At 67.2% G+C, this 17,309-nt stretch carries 21 protein-coding genes and 2 tRNA genes; 9 read left to right on the forward strand and 14 right to left on the reverse strand.

The window, feature by feature from the left end; genetic code table 11:
* The first annotated feature begins 31 nt into the window (after window positions 1–31).
* The 3 genes from rpmB to ABD683_RS00530 all read left to right on the forward strand — a co-directional run bounded on the left by rpmB (window position 32) and on the right by ABD683_RS00530 (window position 2,291).
* Window positions 32–217 carry a 50S ribosomal protein L28 gene (gene rpmB / locus ABD683_RS00520; RefSeq protein ID WP_309972351.1) on the forward strand — a complete coding sequence of 62 codons (186 nt, stop codon included), beginning with the start codon at window positions 32–34 and terminating at the stop codon, window positions 215–217.
* 62 nt (window positions 218–279) lie between these two features.
* Window positions 280–1,698 carry an amidase gene (locus tag ABD683_RS00525; protein WP_344766351.1) on the forward strand — a complete coding sequence of 473 codons (1,419 nt, stop codon included), beginning with the start codon at window positions 280–282 and terminating at the stop codon, window positions 1,696–1,698.
* A 95-nt stretch (window positions 1,699–1,793) separates the two neighbouring features.
* Window positions 1,794–2,291 carry a GNAT family N-acetyltransferase gene (locus ABD683_RS00530; RefSeq protein ID WP_344766354.1) on the forward strand — a complete coding sequence of 166 codons (498 nt, stop codon included), beginning with the start codon at window positions 1,794–1,796 and terminating at the stop codon, window positions 2,289–2,291.
* On the opposite strand, the gene ABD683_RS00535 is transcribed toward ABD683_RS00530, so the two are convergent.
* Both ABD683_RS00535 and ABD683_RS00540 read right to left on the reverse strand, forming a co-directional pair.
* The gene (locus ABD683_RS00535) at window positions 2,279–3,154 is read right to left on the reverse strand and encodes a class I SAM-dependent methyltransferase (RefSeq protein ID WP_344766356.1); all 876 of its coding nucleotides are present in this window, start codon (window positions 3,152–3,154) and stop codon (window positions 2,279–2,281) included. The two genes, ABD683_RS00530 and ABD683_RS00535, sit on opposite strands and share 13 nt — an antisense overlap.
* A 45-nt stretch (window positions 3,155–3,199) precedes the next feature.
* Entirely contained in the window at window positions 3,200–4,156 is a 957-nt protein-coding gene (locus tag ABD683_RS00540; protein WP_344766358.1) for a thiamine-phosphate kinase, read from the reverse strand.
* Window positions 4,157–4,241: 85 nt separating this feature from the next.
* Between ABD683_RS00540 and ABD683_RS00545 the strand changes: the two genes are divergently transcribed.
* On the forward strand, window positions 4,242–4,478 hold the full coding sequence (locus ABD683_RS00545) for an Lrp/AsnC family transcriptional regulator (RefSeq protein WP_344766361.1): 237 nt from the start codon (window positions 4,242–4,244) through the stop codon (window positions 4,476–4,478).
* Between the two features lie 3 nt (window positions 4,479–4,481).
* Complete coding sequence (locus ABD683_RS00550) at window positions 4,482–4,916, forward strand: DUF3515 family protein (protein ID WP_344766363.1); 435 nt, start codon at window positions 4,482–4,484, stop codon at window positions 4,914–4,916.
* Between the two features lie 137 nt (window positions 4,917–5,053).
* On the opposite strand, the gene ABD683_RS00555 is transcribed toward ABD683_RS00550, so the two are convergent.
* The gene (locus tag ABD683_RS00555) at window positions 5,054–6,112 is read right to left on the reverse strand and encodes a D-alanine--D-alanine ligase family protein (RefSeq protein WP_344766365.1); all 1,059 of its coding nucleotides are present in this window, start codon (window positions 6,110–6,112) and stop codon (window positions 5,054–5,056) included.
* A gap of 50 nt (window positions 6,113–6,162) precedes the next feature.
* Here ABD683_RS00555 and ABD683_RS00560 point away from each other — a divergent pair, with 50 nt between their 5' ends.
* Complete coding sequence (locus tag ABD683_RS00560) at window positions 6,163–7,233, forward strand: trans-sulfuration enzyme family protein (RefSeq protein ID WP_344766368.1); 1,071 nt, start codon at window positions 6,163–6,165, stop codon at window positions 7,231–7,233.
* A 97-nt stretch (window positions 7,234–7,330) separates the two neighbouring features.
* On the opposite strand, the gene ABD683_RS00565 is transcribed toward ABD683_RS00560, so the two are convergent.
* Complete coding sequence (locus ABD683_RS00565) at window positions 7,331–8,332, reverse strand: NAD(P)H-dependent glycerol-3-phosphate dehydrogenase (protein WP_344766370.1); 1,002 nt, start codon at window positions 8,330–8,332, stop codon at window positions 7,331–7,333.
* A 2-nt stretch (window positions 8,333–8,334) separates the two neighbouring features.
* Window positions 8,335–9,072 (reverse strand): lysophospholipid acyltransferase family protein, encoded by a 738-nt coding sequence (locus tag ABD683_RS00570; RefSeq protein ID WP_344766372.1) that lies wholly within the window; start codon window positions 9,070–9,072, stop codon window positions 8,335–8,337.
* Window positions 9,073–9,115: 43 nt separating this feature from the next.
* Between ABD683_RS00570 and ABD683_RS00575 the strand changes: the two genes are divergently transcribed.
* The gene (locus tag ABD683_RS00575) at window positions 9,116–9,301 is read left to right on the forward strand and encodes a hypothetical protein (protein ID WP_344766374.1); all 186 of its coding nucleotides are present in this window, start codon (window positions 9,116–9,118) and stop codon (window positions 9,299–9,301) included.
* 74 nt (window positions 9,302–9,375) lie between these two features.
* Here ABD683_RS00575 and leuD read toward each other — a convergent pair whose 3' ends face one another.
* Together leuD and leuC are read right to left on the reverse strand one after the other, a co-directional pair.
* The gene (gene leuD, locus ABD683_RS00580) at window positions 9,376–9,975 is read right to left on the reverse strand and encodes a 3-isopropylmalate dehydratase small subunit (protein WP_344766376.1); all 600 of its coding nucleotides are present in this window, start codon (window positions 9,973–9,975) and stop codon (window positions 9,376–9,378) included.
* A gap of 2 nt (window positions 9,976–9,977) precedes the next feature.
* Window positions 9,978–11,399: a 3-isopropylmalate dehydratase large subunit gene (leuC, locus tag ABD683_RS00585; RefSeq protein ID WP_344766378.1), complete on the reverse strand. Its 1,422-nt coding sequence runs from the start codon at window positions 11,397–11,399 to the stop codon at window positions 9,978–9,980.
* Window positions 11,400–11,458: 59 nt separating this feature from the next.
* Between leuC and ABD683_RS00590 the strand changes: the two genes are divergently transcribed.
* Window positions 11,459–12,175 (forward strand): IclR family transcriptional regulator, encoded by a 717-nt coding sequence (locus tag ABD683_RS00590; RefSeq protein ID WP_309970699.1) that lies wholly within the window; start codon window positions 11,459–11,461, stop codon window positions 12,173–12,175.
* On the opposite strand, the gene ABD683_RS00595 is transcribed toward ABD683_RS00590, so the two are convergent.
* Genes ABD683_RS00595 through ABD683_RS00605 form a run of 3 tightly spaced genes read right to left on the reverse strand, consistent with a single transcriptional unit; the run spans window position 12,172 to window position 14,512 of the window.
* Window positions 12,172–12,546: a Rho termination factor N-terminal domain-containing protein gene (locus ABD683_RS00595; RefSeq protein WP_344766383.1), complete on the reverse strand. Its 375-nt coding sequence runs from the start codon at window positions 12,544–12,546 to the stop codon at window positions 12,172–12,174. The genes ABD683_RS00590 and ABD683_RS00595 overlap by 4 nt on opposite strands.
* 56 nt (window positions 12,547–12,602) lie before the next feature.
* Window positions 12,603–13,070 (reverse strand): methylated-DNA--[protein]-cysteine S-methyltransferase, encoded by a 468-nt coding sequence (locus tag ABD683_RS00600; RefSeq protein WP_344766385.1) that lies wholly within the window; start codon window positions 13,068–13,070, stop codon window positions 12,603–12,605.
* Window positions 13,067–14,512, reverse strand: a complete 1,446-nt coding sequence (locus ABD683_RS00605; RefSeq protein ID WP_344766387.1) for a DNA-3-methyladenine glycosylase 2 family protein — start codon at window positions 14,510–14,512, stop codon at window positions 13,067–13,069. The genes ABD683_RS00600 and ABD683_RS00605 overlap by 4 nt, the downstream gene beginning before the upstream one ends.
* 133 nt (window positions 14,513–14,645) lie before the next feature.
* On the opposite strand from ABD683_RS00605, the gene ABD683_RS00610 reads away from it, so the two are divergent.
* Window positions 14,646–15,065: a RidA family protein gene (locus ABD683_RS00610; protein ID WP_344766389.1), complete on the forward strand. Its 420-nt coding sequence runs from the start codon at window positions 14,646–14,648 to the stop codon at window positions 15,063–15,065.
* 130 nt (window positions 15,066–15,195) lie between these two features.
* Here the strand turns inward: ABD683_RS00610 and ABD683_RS00615 are convergent, their stop codons facing one another.
* The 4 genes from ABD683_RS00615 to ABD683_RS00630 form a co-directional block, all read right to left on the reverse strand.
* Entirely contained in the window at window positions 15,196–15,597 is a 402-nt protein-coding gene (locus ABD683_RS00615; protein WP_344766391.1) for a DUF1761 domain-containing protein, read from the reverse strand.
* A gap of 94 nt (window positions 15,598–15,691) precedes the next feature.
* On the reverse strand, window positions 15,692–16,603 hold the full coding sequence (locus tag ABD683_RS00620; protein WP_344766393.1) for a hypothetical protein: 912 nt from the start codon (window positions 16,601–16,603) through the stop codon (window positions 15,692–15,694).
* A 279-nt stretch (window positions 16,604–16,882) separates the two neighbouring features.
* A tRNA-Glu gene (locus ABD683_RS00625) sits at window positions 16,883–16,958 on the reverse strand.
* Between the two features lie 63 nt (window positions 16,959–17,021).
* A tRNA-Gln gene (locus ABD683_RS00630) sits at window positions 17,022–17,093 on the reverse strand.
* Window positions 17,094–17,309: the final 216 nt, after the last annotated feature.

Here is a 17,309-nt window from a genome sequence, read left to right on the forward strand (position 1 = left end):
TCCAAGCAATCTGATTCAACAGGAGTTCGCCGTGGCTGCGGTCTGTGATGTGTGCGGCAAGGGACCTGGCTTCGGCCACAACGTCTCCCACTCGCACCGACGCACGAAGCGTCGTTTCGATCCCAATATCCAGCGTGTTCGCGCTGTCGTCGAGGGCACCCCGAAGCGCGTCAACGTCTGCACGTCGTGCCTCAAGGCCGGCAAGGTCAGTCGCTAAAGGCCGACCTGCCCTTCGTACGAACCCGGACGGCGTGCGGGATCGCCGTCTAGAGTCTTCTCGTGACCAACGAGACCAGCTCCCGCATCCACGCTTTCACCGATGACGCACTCGGCGACCTCGACGCGGTCGGGGTCGCCGCTGCCATTGCAGCCGGCAGCATCAGCGCGCGTGAAGCCGCCGAAGCCGCGATCGCCCGCGCCGAGGCCGTCAACCCAGCCATCAATGCGATCCAGGTCCCGGACTTCGACCGCGCCCTGAAGGCGTCCGAGGCGCCGCGCCCCGGGCCGCTGTCGGGCGTCCCCAGCTTCGTCAAGGACAACACGGAGTACGAGGGCCTCACGACCGACCAGGGATCCCTCGCGGTCAAGTCGCGAGTCGCCACCGCCAACGAGCCGTTCACCGACCAGTTCCTCGCCGCTGGCTTCACCGTGCTGGGCAAGTCGACGATGCCGGAGTTCGGTTTCAACGCCAGCACCGAGTACGCGACCCTGCCGCCGACTCGCAACCCCTGGAACACCGCCTACTCCGCCGGGGCGTCCTCCGGTGGCTCCGCAGCACTGGTGGCCGCCGGCGTCGTGCCGATCGCGCACGCCAACGACGGCGGTGGCTCGATCCGCATCCCCGCCGCCGCATGCGGCCTCGTCGGCCTCAAGCCGACGCGGGGTCGTGTCGTCCAGGCTCACGCAGCGGCCGCCCTGCCGGTCGACATCATCTCCAACGGGGTGGTGTCCCGCTCCGTACGCGACACCGCGTACTTCCTGGCCGCGACCCAGACCCATCAGCCGGCCGCCGGGATGCCGGAGCTCGGTCTGGTTGAGGGCCCGTCGGATCGCCGGCTCAGGATCGGCCTGATCCTGGACTCAGTCACCGGGGTCGCCACCGACGACGAGACGCGCAAGGCGGTCGAGCACACTGCCGGGCTGCTCACGTCGCTCGGCCACGACGTCGTCGAGGTCGGCCTGCCGGTCGACCAGAAGTTCATGGACGACTTCAAGCACTACTGGGCATTGCTGGCGTTCTCGACGCAGCACTTCGGCAGACGCGTCATGAGCCCCGACTTCGACAAGACCCTGACCGATCCGTTCACCCGCGGCCTGGCCAAGACGTTCAAGCGCAACGCGTGGCGGACACCGGCGGCGATCCGCGGGCTCAAGAGGTCGGAGCAGATCTACCACCAGGCATTCGCCGACGTCGACGTCATCTTGTCGCCGACCCTCGGCTACGTCACGCCGGAGCTGGGCCACCTTTCCCCCGCCGTCGACTTCCCGGTCGTGTTCGAACGTCTCATCCAGTACGCCGCGTTCACGCCGCTCAACAACGCCTCGGGCGGTCCCGCCGTCTCGCTGCCGCTGGGTCGCTCGTCCGCCGACATGCCGATCGGCATCCACATCTCGGCCGACCACGGCGACGAGCAAACCCTGCTGGAGATCGCGTACGAGCTCGAAGCCGCCCAGCCGTTCGCACGGATCCAGGCTTGACCGACGACCGAGCGAGCTCTGCTGGGGATACCTCCCGCTTCCTGAGGTCGCTGGCGAAGCGGGAGCGTCCCGCGCCGAAGGCGCCATCTGGCGAAGTGATCCTTCGACGCATCGAGGTCGGCGACGAAGCGCAGATTCGTGCCGCGATCAGCGAGTTCGAGGCCGAGGGCGGCCACTGGTCCTATCGCTTCCGGCCCGACCTGCCATGGGACGAGTACGTATCCCTCGTGCACGGGTGGGAGGACGGCATCGACCTGCCCGACGGCTTCGTGAAGCATGCCGAGCTGGTCGCCGTCGAGGGCGACGTCATCGTCGGCCGTACGTCGATCCGGTTCGAGCTCAACGAGTTCCTCCGCACGCTCGGTGGACACATCGGCTATGCCGTACGGCCACCGTTCCGGCGGCGCGGCCACGCCACCGAGATCCTGCGACAATCGATGGTCGTCGCCCGCGCCCACGGCATCGACCCCGTGCTGGTCACCTGCGACGACGACAACATCGCGTCGGCCAAGGTGATCGAGGCCAACGGCGGCGTGCTGGACGACATCATCCCCGGCGAGTCCGACGTGCCCAAGCGTCGCTACTGGTTGTAGTCAGCCACCACGACCCGACCGTTCTGCAGGCTGCTGCGCTGCAGGACCGTCATGTCGGTGTCGCCTGCCAAGGTCAGCAGATCGTGGTCGGACGTCACGGGGAATCCGTGGGTCGACAGCTCTGCGGCCATGTCGTCAGGGCTCCAGGTCGATCGCGTCGGCTCGCCGGCCAGCGGATTGTGCTGGCGCGTGATCGTCGTGAGCGCGCCCACCACCCAGCGTCCGACTGATGCCTTCAGCGACGGCGCCTGGTAGTTGATCACCACTCGACTGCCGGGCGCCGACCGAGCCGTGATGACGGCCATCGTGCTGATCACGTCTGCCCGTGCGAGGTAGGAGACCACGCCCTCCCAGATCCAGGTCGTGGCGACTGCCGGATCGTGTCCGGCGGCGGTCAGCTCGGCGGCCAGGCCGTCACGCCCGAAGTCGACCGGCACGAAGCGCAGACTGGCGGCCAGCGGCGTCAGCGCGGCAGCACGCTCCCGCTTGTCCTGCTGCGACGCCGGATGGTCCACCTCGAGCACATTCGTCAGCTCCGGCATGCGCCAGGCCCGTCCGTCGAGACCAGCGCCGAGGATCACGACCTGCGGATTGGCACGCTCACGTACGGCGTCATCGATTGCGATCGTGCGCGGCACCATGACCTCTGCCGTCGCGCGCAGCATCTCCCACTGCATGCGTGAGCGGGCGCCGTCCGGTGGGGTGTCGGACCGGGCCTCCTCGACGGCCACGCGCTCGTCGTCGTTCAGGAGCCGCGCGGCGACCGGATCATCGAACCGGCCGGGTGCCAGCCGCCCATCGGCCACGGCTCGCGCCTGGCACACCAGCACAGCCGTACGGCTGGCGACGTTCCCCGATCTCATGGCTCGACGCTACGTCGACCGACCGGATGTCGACCATGACATTCGTCAGCGCCAGTGCTGGTGACCGGCAGGACCGTCGTACGACTTGCCGTCAACCGTCACCCCGGACCCGTCGTCGACGACGCCGATGCGGGTCCAGCCCTTCGGCACGGTCGTCTCGGAGCTGAAGGTCGCGACCAGCGCGTAGTCGTCACCCCCGGTGAGGACGAACGCCAGCCCGTCAGTGCCAAGCGCCTCCCCGACCGTCACGACGGGCTCGGGGATCGTGAACGCCGAGGACTCGAGGTTGATCGCGACCCCGCTGGACTCCGCGATGTGGCCCAGGTCGGCGAGCAGACCGTCGCTGACGTCCGTCATGGCGGTCGCGCCCACGTTGGCAGCCTGCGGACCGGCGGCGTACGGCGGGCTCGGGATCCGGTGGGCGTCGACAGCAGCCCGGGGAGACCGGAACCCGCGGCTGAGCGCGGCGAAGCCCGCACCCGCCAGACCCAGGTGCCCCGCGTACGCGACGACGTCGCCCGGCAGAGCACCGTCGCGACGCACGGGGCGTACGGCATCGCCCATCGCCGTGACCGCGAGGATGACCAGGTCGGAGGAGGTGACGTCGCCGCCGACGATGTGCGCGCCGACCTTGGCGCACTCCTCCTCGAAGCCACGCACCATGTCGACCGCCCACGACACTGGCAGGCTCGCCGGTGCCCCGAATCCGATGGTCAGCGCCGTCGCGACGCCACCCATTGCGTTGATGTCGGAGAGGTTGCATGCAGCGGCCTTGCGGCCGATCTCGTAGGCGCTCGACCAGTCGCGGCGAAAATGCCGGTTCTCGACCAGGAGGTCGGTCGACACCAGCATGTTGCCGTCGTTCGTGGCGACGTGCGCGGCATCGTCGCCGGGGCCGATCAGGATGTGGGGATTGGTGCCGATCCCCTTGCGGATCAGCTCGATCAGACCGAACTCGCCGACCTCGCCAACCGTCGGCTCACCGCCCGTACCTGAGTTCATGAAGGCATTGTCGCGCAGGTACCGGGTCGCATGGTGCATCCCATCCGTTACGTTGGGGTTCTCGCCCACACGAAGGAGTTCCACGATGGCTGTTCAGGCCTACATCCTCGTCCAGACCGAGGTCGGCAAGGCCGCCGACGTCGCCCGGGCGATCTCAGACATCGAGGGTGTCACGATGGCCGAGGACGTCACCGGCCCGTACGACGTGATCGTCCGCGCCGAGGGCGCCAGCGTCGACGAGCTCGGCGCCATGGTCGTCACCAAGGTGCAGGGCGTGCCCGGCATCACCCGCACACTGACCTGCCCGATCGTGCGCATCTGAGCCGTGAAACGACTCCTGCCCGCGCTGCTCCTGCTGGCGGGCTGCAGCTCGGGGCTCGTCGTCGACACCTACCCGACGGCACCTGACACCGAGGACGACTGCAAGGCGTTGTACGCCGACGGCGCGCAGAAGGTCGCCGGCCAGTCGCAGGTGCTCGTCAAGGGCACCAAGGCGACCGCGTGGGGCGACCCGGCCATCATCCTGCGCTGCGGTGTCACGCCACCGGCCGACCTCCAGCCCACCTCACGCTGCGACATGGTCGCCGACGTCGGATGGTTCACCGAGAAGATCGCCGACGGCTATCTCTTCACCACGATCGGCCGACGGTTCTACATCAGCGTCGAGGTCCCGAGCGACTACGATCCCGCTGCCGACGCCCTGGTCGACATCGCGCCGTCGGTGGAAAAGCACGACCCGGTCGTCAAGCCCTGCGTCTAGGGCGTGCCGCTTCACTCCAGGTCGATCAGAGAGTGCGGCATCCGCGCCCGATCCGGAAAGGCAGAGCAGGGAGACGCACCGGGGTTGTGCGGCGTCGTCCCCTCAGACCGCGTTCACAACCTCACTGGGAACCACACCTAGCGGAGTCCGGTGTCGCGGTTGAGTGCCAGCTGGATCAGCCGGTCCACCAGCTCCGGGTAGGACACACCGCTCGCCTCCCACAGCAGGGGGAACATCGAGAACGGCGTGAAGCCGGGCATCGTGTTGATCTCATTGATGATCAGCCCGTCCGACGTGTCGAAGAAGTCGACACGGGCCAGCCCTTCGGCGTCGATCGCCTCGAACGCCTGCACGGCGTACGTACGGATGCGCTCGCTCAGCGTCGTCGGGATGTCTGCCGGCACGATGTTGACGCTGGTGCCGTCGAGGTACTTCGCCTCGAAGTCGTAGAACTCGTGGCTGGACTCCTCGGCGACCGTGATCTCGCCGACCACCGAGGCGACGGGGGTGCCGTCGGGCTGCTGCATGACGGCGCACTCGAGCTCGCGCTTGTTCTTGGCGGCTGCCTCCACGACGACCTTGGGGTCGAAGTCGCGGGCCTTGGATATCGCCTCGCCGAGCTCATCCCACGACTCGACCATCATCACGCCCGAGCTGGAGCCGGCACGGGCCGGCTTGACGAACACCGGCAGGCCCAGCGCCTTGATGCGGGCCACGACGCGGTCGCGCTGGCCGTTCCACTGCCACGGCTGCACCGTGACATAAGGGATCTGGGGTAGCCCCGCAGCCGAGAACACGGCCTTGGTGAACGGCTTGTCCATGCCGACGGCACTGGCGAGAACGCCGGCACCGACGTACTTGACGTCGGCCATCTCGAACAGGCCCTGGATCGTGCCGTCCTCACCCCATGGGCCGTGCAGCAAGGGGAACGCGACGTCGAAGCCGTGCAGGTCCTCCCACTGGAACGCGGGAAGGCCCTCACGCACCTCGGGCAGGGTACCGGGACCGAGGCCGGTCCAGTCGGCCGTCTCGACGACCCAGTCGCCGTCGCGCGTGATGCCGATCGGCTGCACGTCGTACTTGTCGCGGTCGATCGCGGCGAGCACCTCACGTGCTGTGAGGCACGAGACGCCATGTTCGCTGGAACGGCCGCCAAAGATCACTGCCAGGCGGGGCTTGTCGACTGAAGGGTCCATCGAGAGGCTCATTGCCGAGCACGATACCGGTCAGTGTCACAATGGGGCGCATGCACGGACACGAACTCTCGCCCTCGACCATCGCGGTCGGCGCGGGACGTCCCAACCGCGTGCCCGGGGGACCACTCAACGCCCCGATCACGATGGCCAGCGCGCTGATTCCCGGCGGCCAGTCCGAGTACGCACGCCACGGCAACCCGACATGGGACTCCTTCGAGCAGGTGCTCGGTGCCCTCGAAGGCGGACGCGCCCTGGCGTTCGCCTCCGGTATCGCCGCCACCACTGCGCTTTTCGACCTGGTGCCCGCCCATGCGACGGTGGTCGCGCCGCGCGGCGCCTACTACGGCACCGTAGGCCAGCTGCAGGAACGCGCCCGTCGAGGCCAGATCGACCTGCGCCTGGTCGACATGGACAACACCCCCGAGATCATCAGCGCCTCCGAGACCGCCGCGCTCGTGTGGCTGGAGTCGCCGACCAACCCCGGGCTCCAGATCGCAGACATCGAGGCCATCACCCGAGCGGCCGCCCGTGCGGGCACGGCCGTCGCGGTCGACAACACCTTCGCCACTCCCCTGCGTCAGCGACCGCTCGAGCTCGGCGCCGACTTCGTCGTCCACTCGGCGTCCAAGCTCCTCTCCGGCCACAGTGACGTCGTCCTGGGCGCGATCGTCACCAACAGCGAACGTGCCCACAAGGCCATCGAGCAGCGGCGTTCGACGCTCGGTGCCATCCCGGGCGCCATGGAGACCTGGCTAGCCGCTCGCGGCATCCGCACGCTCCACGTACGGCTCGACCGCGCGGAGGCCAACGCGAAGGAGCTGCACAAGCGGCTCTCGGCGCACCGCCTCGTCGCGTCGTCACGCTATCCCGGGTTTGGAACGATCATCGGGCTCGAGGTCGTCGCCGGAGCGCAGGCTGCGCAGAAGATGACCGAGCAGAGCGACATCATCACCTATGCCACCAGCCTCGGCGGTGTCGAGTCGACGTGGGAACGGCGTCGCAGGCACCCTGGTGAGTCCGAGACGGTCCCCGAGGGGCTGATCCGGCTCTCGGTCGGCATCGAAGACGTCGAGGATCTCTGGGACGACATCCAGAACGTCCTCGCCGCCACCAGCGCCTGACCCAACCGCGAGCGGTGCAGATTCGGGGTTCCGGGACGGCGTGTTGCGCAGATCTGCACCAGTCGCGCTCCGGTTTGCACCGGTCGACAAGTGGCGGCTAGACCTTCTCGGGCTTGGCCTGGCGTGAGATGAGGGCCGACACCAGCTCGCTCGGCGTCGTCTTGCCGGCGATCAGGGCGGCGACATGCTCGACGATCGGCATCTCGACGCCATGCATCGCCGCCAGCTCGCTGACCGACTGGCACGACTTCACGCCTTCGGCGACCTGGCGGGTCTGGGCAGTGACCTCCTCGACCGACATGCCCTCACCGAGCTTCTCGCCGAACGTACGGTTGCGCGACAGCGGCGACGAGCACGTCGCCACGAGGTCGCCCATACCGGCAAGGCCCATGAACGTGACCGGGTCGGCGCCGATCGCGACGCCGAGGCGTGCGGTCTCGGCGAGCCCGCGGGTGATGACGGAGGCCTTGGTGTTGTCGCCGAAGCCGAGGCCGACGCAGACACCGACGGCGAGGCCGATGATGTTCTTGGCCGTGCCGGCGAGCTCGCAGCCCACGACATCGGTCATCGAGTAGGGGCGGAACGCGGCGGTGTGGCAGGCCTTCTGGATCCGCTCGGCGACGGCTTGGTCGGCACACGCCACGACGCTGGCGGCCGGCTCGCGGTTGGCGATCTCCTTGGCGAGGTTGGGGCCGGAGACGATGGCGATGCGCTCGGGCCCGGCACCCGTGATCTCGGCGATGACCTCGCTCATGCGCTTGTGGGTGCCGAGCTCGACGCCCTTCATCAGGCTCACCATGACGGCGTCGTCCGGGATGTGCTCGCTCCACGACTCGAGGTTGGCCCGCAGCTGCTGCGACGGGACGGCCAGGACGACGATCTCAGCGCTCTCGAGCGCCTCAGCCGGGTCATGCGTGGCCGAGATGGCGTCGGGCAGCTCGATGCCCGGGAGGTAGTCGGTGTTCTCGTGCTTGGTGTTGATCGTCTCGCAGAGCTCTTCGCGGCGGCCCCACATACGGACGTCGTTGCCGGCGTCGGCGAGCACCAGAGCGAACGCGGTGCCCCAGGACCCTGCACCCATCACGGCTGTCTTGGCCATTGTCAGGAGTCCAATCGCTTGTAGTTCGTCTTGGGCTTGCTCAAGGTATGTACATCGATGCGCGGCGTCGAGGGAAGCTCTCCGCGGACCTCCGCCATCATGGCAGTCAGCGTGTCCATCAGCTCGTCGGTTGCCGCGTGGAGCAGCTCCTCCGTCAACGGCTTGCCCTCGTACGCGCTCAGGTCCATCGGTGGGCCGACCCGCACCTGGAAGGTCTTGCGCGGGAAGATCTTGGGCCATTTCGTGTAGGGCCAGAGGATCGCCTGCGGGCCCCACTGCATCACAGGGACCAAGGGCTTGCCGCTCGCCAGAGCCACGCGTACGGCCCCTGTGCGGCCGCTCATGGGCCAGGCGGCCGGATCGCGGGTGATCGTGCCCTCGGGGTAGATCGTGACGACCTTGTCGTCGTTGACCGCGGCGATCGCTGCGCGAAGTGACTCGGCTGCGCCCTCGGTGCTGCGGTAGACCGGGATCTGTTCGGCGTTGCGCAGGATGCGGCCACCAAGGGGCAGCGACATCAGCGTGTCCTTGGCGAGGAACCGCGGCGGCACGTTGTTGTCGAGCATGAACAACGAGATCAGGAACGGATCAAGGTGAGAGAGGTGGTTGGGGGCGAGGACGAAACCGCCTTCGGGGAGGTTGTCCATGCCGCGCCAGTCACGCTTGGTGATCGCGAGGAGGAACGGGCGGAGGAAGAACCGGATGACCCGCGTGGTGCGCGGGACGACGCGTTTCTGCATGAGGGGGAGTCTATGACTGCACGGCGCCACTACTGTGAAGGCCATGCAAGGCACTGTCTCCCAATTCGACCCCGCTGTGCGATCTGGTCAGCTGCTGACCGATGAGGGCATGCCGCTGGAGTTCGGCGCCGACGCCGTGGCCGAGCACATCCGGCACCTGCGGGTCGGGCAACGCGTGTTCGTCGAGACCGACGGCGACACCATCACCAGCATCAAGATCTGGCGCTGATCCCCGCGATTTGTGTCCTTATAGGCGTCAAATCGCGTCGATGACGCTCACAACGACACAAATCGCGGTCGGGGTCAGAGCGTGACGGGCTTGAAGCTCGGACGGGTCGATTCGTACGCCACGATGTCGTCCTCGTGGCTCAGCGTGATGCCGACGTCGTCGAGTCCTTCAAGCAGGCGCCACCGCGTGTAGTCGTCGATCGTGAACGAGTCCTCGATCGCGTCGACGCCCTCGCCCGCCTTGACCGTACGAGTCTCGAGGTCGAGCGTGATCGACGCGCCGGGGTTGTCGTCGAGGTAGTCCCACAGCCGCGCCACGACCTTCTCGTCGACCTGTGCGGCGAGCAGCCCGGCCTTGCCCGAGTTGCCGCGGAAGATGTCACCGAAGCGCGGCGAGATGACGGCCTTGAAGCCGTAGTTCTGCAGCGCCCACACGGCGTGCTCACGGGACGAGCCCGTACCGAAGTCAGGACCCGCGACGAGGATCGTCGCGTTCTTGTACGCGTCCTGGTTGAGCACGAAGCTGGGGTCGTTGCGCCAAGCCGAGAAGAGTCCCTCTTCGAACCCGTCGCGGGTGACCTTCTTGAGCCACACGGCGGGGATGATCTGGTCGGTGTCGACGTTGCTGCGACGCAGCGGAGCGCCAACGCCTGTATGACTCGAAAACTTCTCCATGATCAGGCTCCTGCCTTTTCGAGCTCGGCCAGGTCGGCGGGGCCGGCGAGGTGTCCGAGGATTCCGGTGGCGACCGCGACGTCGGGCGAGACGAGGTGCGTACGACCGCCCTTGCCCTGACGGCCCTCGAAGTTGCGGTTGGAGGTCGACGCGCTTCGCTCGCCGACCGCAAGCTGGTCGGGGTTCATGCCCAGGCACATCGAGCAGCCTGCACCGCGCCACTCGGCTCCCGCGTCCTTGAAGATGACGTCGAGACCTTCCTGCTCGGCCTGCAGGCGTACGCGAACGGAGCCGGGCACCACGAGGATGCGGGTGTCAGGGGCGACCTTGTGGCCCTCGATCAGCGAGGCGGCGACGCGGAGGTCCTCGATGCGGCCGTTGGTGCAGGAACCGATGAACACCGTGTCGACCTTGATGTCCTTCATCGGCGTGCCGGCCTCGAGGCCCATGTAGCGCAGGGCGTTCTCGGCGGCGATGCGCTCGTTGTCGTCCTCGAACGACGCCGGGTCGGGAACGTTGCCCGACAGCGGCACGCCCTGGCCGGGGTTGGTGCCCCAGGTGACGAACGGCGTGATGGTCGAGGCGTCGATCGTGATGACCTTGTCGAACTCGGCGTCGTCGTCGGTGACCAGGCTGTCCCAGTGCGCCACGGCGGCATCCCAGTCGGCGCCGGTCGGCGCGCTCGGCCGACCCTTGAGATAGTCGTACGTCGTCTGGTCGGGCGCGATGAGCCCCGCCTTGGCGCCCCACTCGATCGACATGTTGCAGATCGTCATGCGCGCTTCCATCGACAGCTTGCGGATGGCCTCGCCGCGGTACTCCACGATGTAGCCCTGGCCGCCACCCGTGGTCTCCTGCGTGATGAGCGCGAGGATCAGGTCCTTGGCGGTCGAGCCCACCGGCAGGTCGCCGACGACCTCGACGGCCATCATCTTGGGCTTGGCCTGCGAGAGCGACTGGGTGGCGAGCACGTGCTCGACCTCGGACGTGCCGATCCCGAACGCGATCGAGCCGAACGCACCGTGCGTCGAGGTGTGCGAGTCGCCGCACACGATCGTCATGCCGGGCTGGGTCAGACCGAGCTGCGGGCCGACCACGTGCACGATGCCCTGGTCGATGTCACCCATCGGGTGGAGCCGTACGCCGAACTCTTCACAGTTCTTGCGCAGCGTCTCGACCTGCGTGCGCGACACCAGGTCGGCGATCGGCTTGTCGAGGTCGGTCGTCGGGATGTTGTGGTCCTCGGTGGCGAGTGTCAGGTCGGGCCGACGGACCGTGCGACCGGAGAGCCGGAGGCCATCGAATGCCTGGGGACTGGTGACCTCGTGAATGAGGTGGAGATCGACATAAAGGAGGTCGGGCTCGCCTTCATGGCTGCGTACGACGTGCTCATCCCAGATCTTCTCGGCAAGCGTCTTGCCCATGACTCTCCTCGGCTGTTCTCAGACTTGCGTCTCACTATGCGATACGGCAGTATCAAGACATGGACAACTCTAGCGGAGTCGGCGTTCTCGACAAAGCGGCACTCGTCCTGGCTGCGCTGGAGCCAGGACCCGCCACGCTGGCCGGGCTCGTCACGAGCACCGGTCTCGCCCGCCCGACGGCCCACCGACTCGCGGTCGCCCTCGAGCACCATCGCCTCGTCGCGCGCGACATGCAAGGCCGCTTCATCCTCGGCCCGCGCCTCGGTGAGCTTGCCGCTGCTGCCGGTGAGGACCGCCTCCTCGCGGCCGCCGGCCCCGTGCTCGCCCGTCTGCGCGACATCACGGGTGAGTCGGCCCAGCTGTTCCGTCGCCAGGGCGACTTCCGCGTGTGCGTCGCCGCCGCCGATCGTCCGACCGGCCTGCGTGACTCGATCCCCGTCGGCGGCCAGCTGACGATGAATGCCGGCTCGGCAGCGCAGATCCTGCTCTCGTGGGAAGACCCCGAGCGCATGAACAAGGGGCTCCTCAAGGCCACCTTCTCGGCAGCGGAGCTGTCGGCCGTACGACGTCGCGGTTGGGCACAGAGTGTCGGCGAGCGCGAGAACGGCGTCGGCTCGGTGTCAGCGCCCGTCCGCTCCCCCTCCGGCAAGGTCGTCGCCGCGGTGTCGGTGTCCGGCCCGCTCGAGCGCCTCACGCGTCAGCCCGGACGCATGCACGCCCCAGCGGTCGTCGCTGCCGCCGAGCGACTGTCGCAGACGCTCCGCCGCAGCAGCTAACCGTCGAGCGCGGCGACCAGCTGGTCCTTGCGCATCGACGAGTAACCCGCGATGCCCTTGGTCCTGGCAGCTGCCCGGAGCTGAGCGACCGTACGCGGATCGCCTGAGGGCGCTGCCCTCTTGGCCGGTGCAGCCTTGACGGCTGCCGGCTTCGCTGCGGCGGGCTTCGGCGCGATCGTGGTGGCCTTGACCGTCGGCGCCTTGGCCTTGGTCTTCTTGGAGGACTTCGCCGCCTTCTCGAGCTTGGCGATCGTCGCCTTGAGCTTCTTGATGGTTGCCTTGGCGTCCTTCAGCTCTGACTTCGCCTTGTCGGGCTTGTCTGAGTTCTTGGTCTTCTTGTCGGCTTTCTTCGCCGGCTTCGACTTCGCCATGAGGCTCCTTCGCTAGGAATGGCCGAGATCATGGCACGTCAAGATGAACAGCGACGTCAGAACAGTCCCGGCTGCTCCAGATCGAGCAGGGTCTTCTTGCGGTCGAGCCCGCCGGCATACCCGGTCAGTGAGCCGTCCGCGCCGATCACGCGGTGACACGGGACGATGATCGGGATCGGGTTGGCGCCGTTGGCGGCGCCGACCGCCCGCGAGATCACCGGCTCGTAGCCGAGACGTCGGGCAATGTCGCCATAGCTGGCGGTCTCACCGTACGGGATGCGCCGCAGCTCGGCCCAGACCTTCTTCTGGAACTCCGAGCCCTCGCTGGCGAGCGGGAGGTTGAAGTCCTTGAGCTCGCCGGCGAAGTACGCCGTGAGCTGCGCCTCGGCCTCGTCGAGCAGCGAGTCGCTGACCCGCTCCTTGCGAGGCTTGGTGGCGCCGAAGTCGATCGCGGTGATCAGACCGGCCGACGCGTGAATGCGCAGACCGCCGATCGGTGAGTCCATCCATCGTGTGGAGGTCATGCTGGTGTCCTTTCGTAGGCTGCGGAGGCACGCCACAGGTGCATGCCGGCGTAGGAGCGCCATGGGCGCCAGGCTTCGGTGTGCTCGGCCGAGATGCCACGTCGGTCGAGCTCGCGCTGGAGCACGAGGTCGGTGTCCAGGAGGATGTCGGGGTGCGCGAGGGCTCGCATTGCGATGTAGTCGGCGGTCCACGGGCCGATGCCGCGCATCTCCAGCAGCTGCTCGCGCACGGCCTCGCGGTCGACGCCCGGATCGAGCTCGAGCTTGCCGTCGGCAACGGCCTGCGACAGGTCGATGATGGTGCGGGCGCGCGACTGCGGCATGCCCATCCTGGCGGAGTCGGCCTCGGCGAACGCCTCGGCCTCCGGGAAGGCGTGGGTGAGTCCGTACGTCTGCGCCATCGCGAAGTCGACCTCCGTGCCCTTGGTCGGGATGTGACGCCCGAGAACCGTGTTGGCACCGGACACCGACACCTGCTGGCCGACGATCGTGCGTACGGCGACCTCGAAGCCGTCGACGTGCGACGGGACCCGCAGGCCCGGGGCCTCGGCGACCATCGCGCTGAGCGCCGGATCTGCGCCCAGCACCGTGTCGATAGCGACCGGATCGGCGTCGAGGTCGAGCATCCGGCGGGCTCGACCGATCGCCACTGCGGTGTCGCGCAGGTCGGCCAGCTCGAGCTCGCAGTCGACGCGGTCGTCGTGGAGCGTCAGGGCCATGACGCCAAGCCCGTGCGGCAGGCGAAGCACGCGGGCGTACGTGCGGTCGCGCACCGCCTCGACGCCTGGCAACACGTGGGCGGCCAGGAAGTCGATCAGCGCCTCGGCGTGGAACGGCTGGCGTACGGCCAGTCTCACCGTGACGCGCCCGGTCGGCGTACCGCGGCGCCTCCCCCGCATCTCGGTCGGTGACAGCGCATATGCGTGACGCACCGAGTCGTTGAACTGTCGGATCGAGGCAAAGCCCGAGGCGAACGCGATGTCGGACATCGGCATGTCGGTGGTCTCGATCAGCACACGTGCCGCGTGCGAGCGGTTGCTGCGGGCCAGCGCGAGCGGGCCGGCGCCGAGCTCCTGGGTCAGCATGCGGGTGACGTGGCGCTGGCTGTAGCCGAGACGGCTCGCGAGTCCCTCGACACCTTCACGTTCCACCACCCCGTCGCCGATGAGCCGCATCGCCCGGCCGACGGCATCGGCGCGTACGTTCCACTCCGGCGAGCCGGGTGTCGTGTCGGGCCGACAGCGACGACAAGCACGGAAGCCGGCGTCCTGCGCGGCGGCGGCCGTGGCGTAGAACAACACGTTCTGCGGTTTCGGGGTCACGGCCGGGCAGGACGGACGGCAATAGATGCCGGTCGTCTTGACGCCGGTGTAGAAGACGCCGTCGAACCGTGCGTCGCGGGACTGAACTGCCCGATAGCAGCGTTCGTGGTCGGTGTGCATACGTCCATCATGACCGCTGGTTCAGACACTTACTGGCGGCTTTCAGACATGGACAGATGCCCGACCTCAGCAGGTAGCTCCCGCCGTAGTATGTCGGAGCCAAAGCCGTTGACACCAAGCGCGGGAGCGACCTGTGGAACGCAACGTGATCTTCACTCCGGATGCACCGTCAGATCCCGAGAGCGCCAGCCAGGCGATCGCCTACAACGGTCTGCTGTACACATCGGGCCAGCTCCCGATCGACCCAACGACCGGGCAGATGCTGCCTCGACCGCTGAACCCATCGTTCGGCGGCGGCGACCAAGCGATCAGCGATCAGACGAGACAGTGCTTGAAGAATCTGAACGCAATCTGCAAGGCCGCAGGGACTGACCTGTCCAACGCGATCAAGCTCACCATCTACACGCCTGTGCTGATCAAGTTCGGCCGCGTCATCGATCGTGTCTGCCTAGAGTTTTTCACCGATGTGCCGCCCGCGCGCACGATCATCGGCGTCGCGGTGCTCGAGGGCAACGCCCTGGTGCAAATAGAAGCCATCGTCCCCCTCACCTGACCCCTCCGTCCGCTAACGAGGCCGCCCGCGGCCGAGTTGGATGGGCCTTGGGGGTCCCCCAGCGAGCGCAGCGAGCGAGGGGCGGAACGAGGGCCCCGAAGCGACGCAAGCCGAAAGACTCGCGCGACCCCTAAGCCGCCTGGAACGCTCCAATGATGGTGCCCATGACTCCGAGGCCGACGATCACGTAGCCCGCGTTGATGAGCCAGAACTTGAGCGACTTCGACTCATACACGTAGTTCTGGGCGAGGATCGCGGCTCCCACACCAGCGCCGACTCCCAGGCCGACCTTCAGGCCATAACCCACACTGGATTCGCTGATCAGCTTCGCGAGGGTGAATGCAACAACGAGCGACACGAGGATCGAGTAGACGAACATGAGTGGGTTGGGGCTAGCGCCCGCCGCCTCCTCCTCGGAGATTCCCATCTCGGCGCGCCATTGCTTGCCGAACAGGAAGGTGTACCAGGCACCGCCGAGGAAGAAGAACGCGAGTGCCGCAACGATGACGCCGACGATCGAGATGTTGTCCATGCGCTGAACGTACTCCCGCAGGGACTCGGAATGGCCGAAATCAGAAGGAGGGCCAGCGCAATCCGCGCTGACCCTCCCCCTGCTCATGCCTGGATCAGGAAGCGCCCTGAAGGTCCTTCACCGCGTCCTTGAGCGTGTCGAGGTCACCACCGGTCGGCGCTCCTTCAACGCCGGACCAGTCGGGCGACGGGAGCACCTGCTCGGTGGCGTTGCCCTGCTGAACCTCACGGATGGCGGCGACGATCTCGTCGAGGTTGTTGGGCACGGCGCGACCGCACTTCTCGAGCTCCGATCCGAGTTTGAGGGTCAGACGGGGCTTGCCTGCAGCGACGGCATCCGCGGTCGTACCGGACGTGACCTCGCTGCCCGAGAGGTCGGAGACGTCGCCACAGACGTGGTAGACCTCGCCACCGCCGGCGTAATAGACCTTGTCCTCGCCGAGGAGCTGGATCACGGCCTGCTTCTCAGCGGTGTACTTCTCGACCGATGCCGGGTTGAAGTCGACGCCCGCGACGGCGGCGAGCAACGCGACCACGATGGCGACAGCGCCGGCGATGCCCTTCTGCGTCTTGCCCATGTCCTTGTTGAGGAAGATCAGGATGATGATCGGCAAGAAGGCGACAATCGGGATGAAGGCACCGAGCTGGTTCTGGATGAAGAACTTGACCTTGTCCTTCTCCGATGCCGGATCGAGGTGGTTGGCCTTCTTCCACAGCTGCGAGCCGATGATCACGAAGATGGCGTCGAGAACCAGCAGGCCGATCAGCAGTGCGAAAGCCCAGGTCGGGAACGAGTTGTCGGTGACCAGCACGCCCTTGGAGTCGACGGAGGCCTTCTCCTCGAGGATCGACTTGTTGAGCAGCAGACCGAAGATCGCCCCGATCTCGACCGCAATGCCGAGCACCCACAGCAAGACGGCGTAGAGGCGCAGCTTCTTGGCTTTTGACTCCGACTCCGCGGAGGCCTTCCAAGCGCCTGTGTCGGCACCCTTGTCCGAGCTGGTCATGAAATCTCCTAGTGATCGAGGATCGGCGATCCGAATGCTATCGCTACACGCACCTCCGCCGCGCAACCGTCGCTTCGCATCGTGAAGATGCCGACAATCCTGATGGAGCCCAGTCATCGTCAGCGAGTGCCGCACGGTCACCGACGGCGGAATGACCCGCCGCGATGAGGGATGTCGGTCCAGAACACACAGACTGTCATCGACGGCGCGCCGGCACGACCAACGACAAAGAGCGACCCTCCGACCGGCATTGCTGCTGGTCAGAGGGTCTTTTGTCCATGGTAGCCCCGACGGGATTCGAACCCGCGCTACCGCCTTGAGAGGGCGGCGTGCTAGGCCGCTACACAACGGGGCCATGGGTGGTCTTGCGACCGGAGACACCATATCGTGCGCAACATTCACACCCGAAATGGCCTCGCTGGGATACTAGGACTCGAACCTAGAATGGCGGTACCAGAAACCGCTGTGTTGCCAATTACACCATATCCCAATGGCTCTGCCTGGGGCCGAGCCGATCACCGACTTTACCCGACTCCCCCGCCTGCGCCCAAACCGGGATGGCCGTTGAGCGAGTCGGGTTGCGTGGTTTCGATACGGGCTCGTTCCTCGCCCTACTCAACCACCAGGTGGGCGCGTTGATGAGTTCAATCACTACGCTTCGGTCGCTCGTTCCTCGCTCCCTCCCAGTCGGCCGCGGGCGGCCTCC

The organism is Aeromicrobium panaciterrae (assembly GCF_039537165.1).
Lineage (GTDB): Bacteria > Actinomycetota > Actinomycetes > Propionibacteriales > Nocardioidaceae > Aeromicrobium > Aeromicrobium panaciterrae.

Excerpts from the sequence above, each read along its gene's own strand:
- ABD683_RS00535 (WP_344766356.1), bottom strand. The coding sequence starts at position 3,154 with ATGAGATCGGGGAACGTCGCCAGCCGTACGGCTGTGCTGGTGTGCCAG.
- ABD683_RS00540 (WP_344766358.1), bottom strand. The coding sequence starts at position 4,156 with ATGAACTCAGGTACGGGCGGTGAGCCGACGGTTGGCGAGGTCGGCGAG.
- ABD683_RS00545 (WP_344766361.1), top strand. The coding sequence starts at position 4,242 with ATGGCTGTTCAGGCCTACATCCTCGTCCAGACCGAGGTCGGCAAGGCC.
- ABD683_RS00555 (WP_344766365.1), bottom strand. The coding sequence starts at position 6,112 with ATGGACCCTTCAGTCGACAAGCCCCGCCTGGCAGTGATCTTTGGCGGC.
- ABD683_RS00560 (WP_344766368.1), top strand. The coding sequence starts at position 6,163 with ATGCACGGACACGAACTCTCGCCCTCGACCATCGCGGTCGGCGCGGGA.
- ABD683_RS00565 (WP_344766370.1), bottom strand. The coding sequence starts at position 8,332 with ATGGCCAAGACAGCCGTGATGGGTGCAGGGTCCTGGGGCACCGCGTTC.
- ABD683_RS00570 (WP_344766372.1), bottom strand. The coding sequence starts at position 9,072 with ATGCAGAAACGCGTCGTCCCGCGCACCACGCGGGTCATCCGGTTCTTC.
- ABD683_RS00575 (WP_344766374.1), top strand. The coding sequence starts at position 9,116 with ATGCAAGGCACTGTCTCCCAATTCGACCCCGCTGTGCGATCTGGTCAG.
- leuD (WP_344766376.1), bottom strand. The coding sequence starts at position 9,975 with ATGGAGAAGTTTTCGAGTCATACAGGCGTTGGCGCTCCGCTGCGTCGC.
- leuC (WP_344766378.1), bottom strand. The coding sequence starts at position 11,399 with ATGGGCAAGACGCTTGCCGAGAAGATCTGGGATGAGCACGTCGTACGC.
- ABD683_RS00590 (WP_309970699.1), top strand. The coding sequence starts at position 11,459 with ATGGACAACTCTAGCGGAGTCGGCGTTCTCGACAAAGCGGCACTCGTC.
- ABD683_RS00595 (WP_344766383.1), bottom strand. The coding sequence starts at position 12,546 with ATGGCGAAGTCGAAGCCGGCGAAGAAAGCCGACAAGAAGACCAAGAAC.
- ABD683_RS00600 (WP_344766385.1), bottom strand. The coding sequence starts at position 13,070 with ATGACCTCCACACGATGGATGGACTCACCGATCGGCGGTCTGCGCATT.
- ABD683_RS00605 (WP_344766387.1), bottom strand. The coding sequence starts at position 14,512 with ATGCACACCGACCACGAACGCTGCTATCGGGCAGTTCAGTCCCGCGAC.
- ABD683_RS00615 (WP_344766391.1), bottom strand. The coding sequence starts at position 15,597 with ATGGACAACATCTCGATCGTCGGCGTCATCGTTGCGGCACTCGCGTTC.
- ABD683_RS00620 (WP_344766393.1), bottom strand. The coding sequence starts at position 16,603 with ATGACCAGCTCGGACAAGGGTGCCGACACAGGCGCTTGGAAGGCCTCC.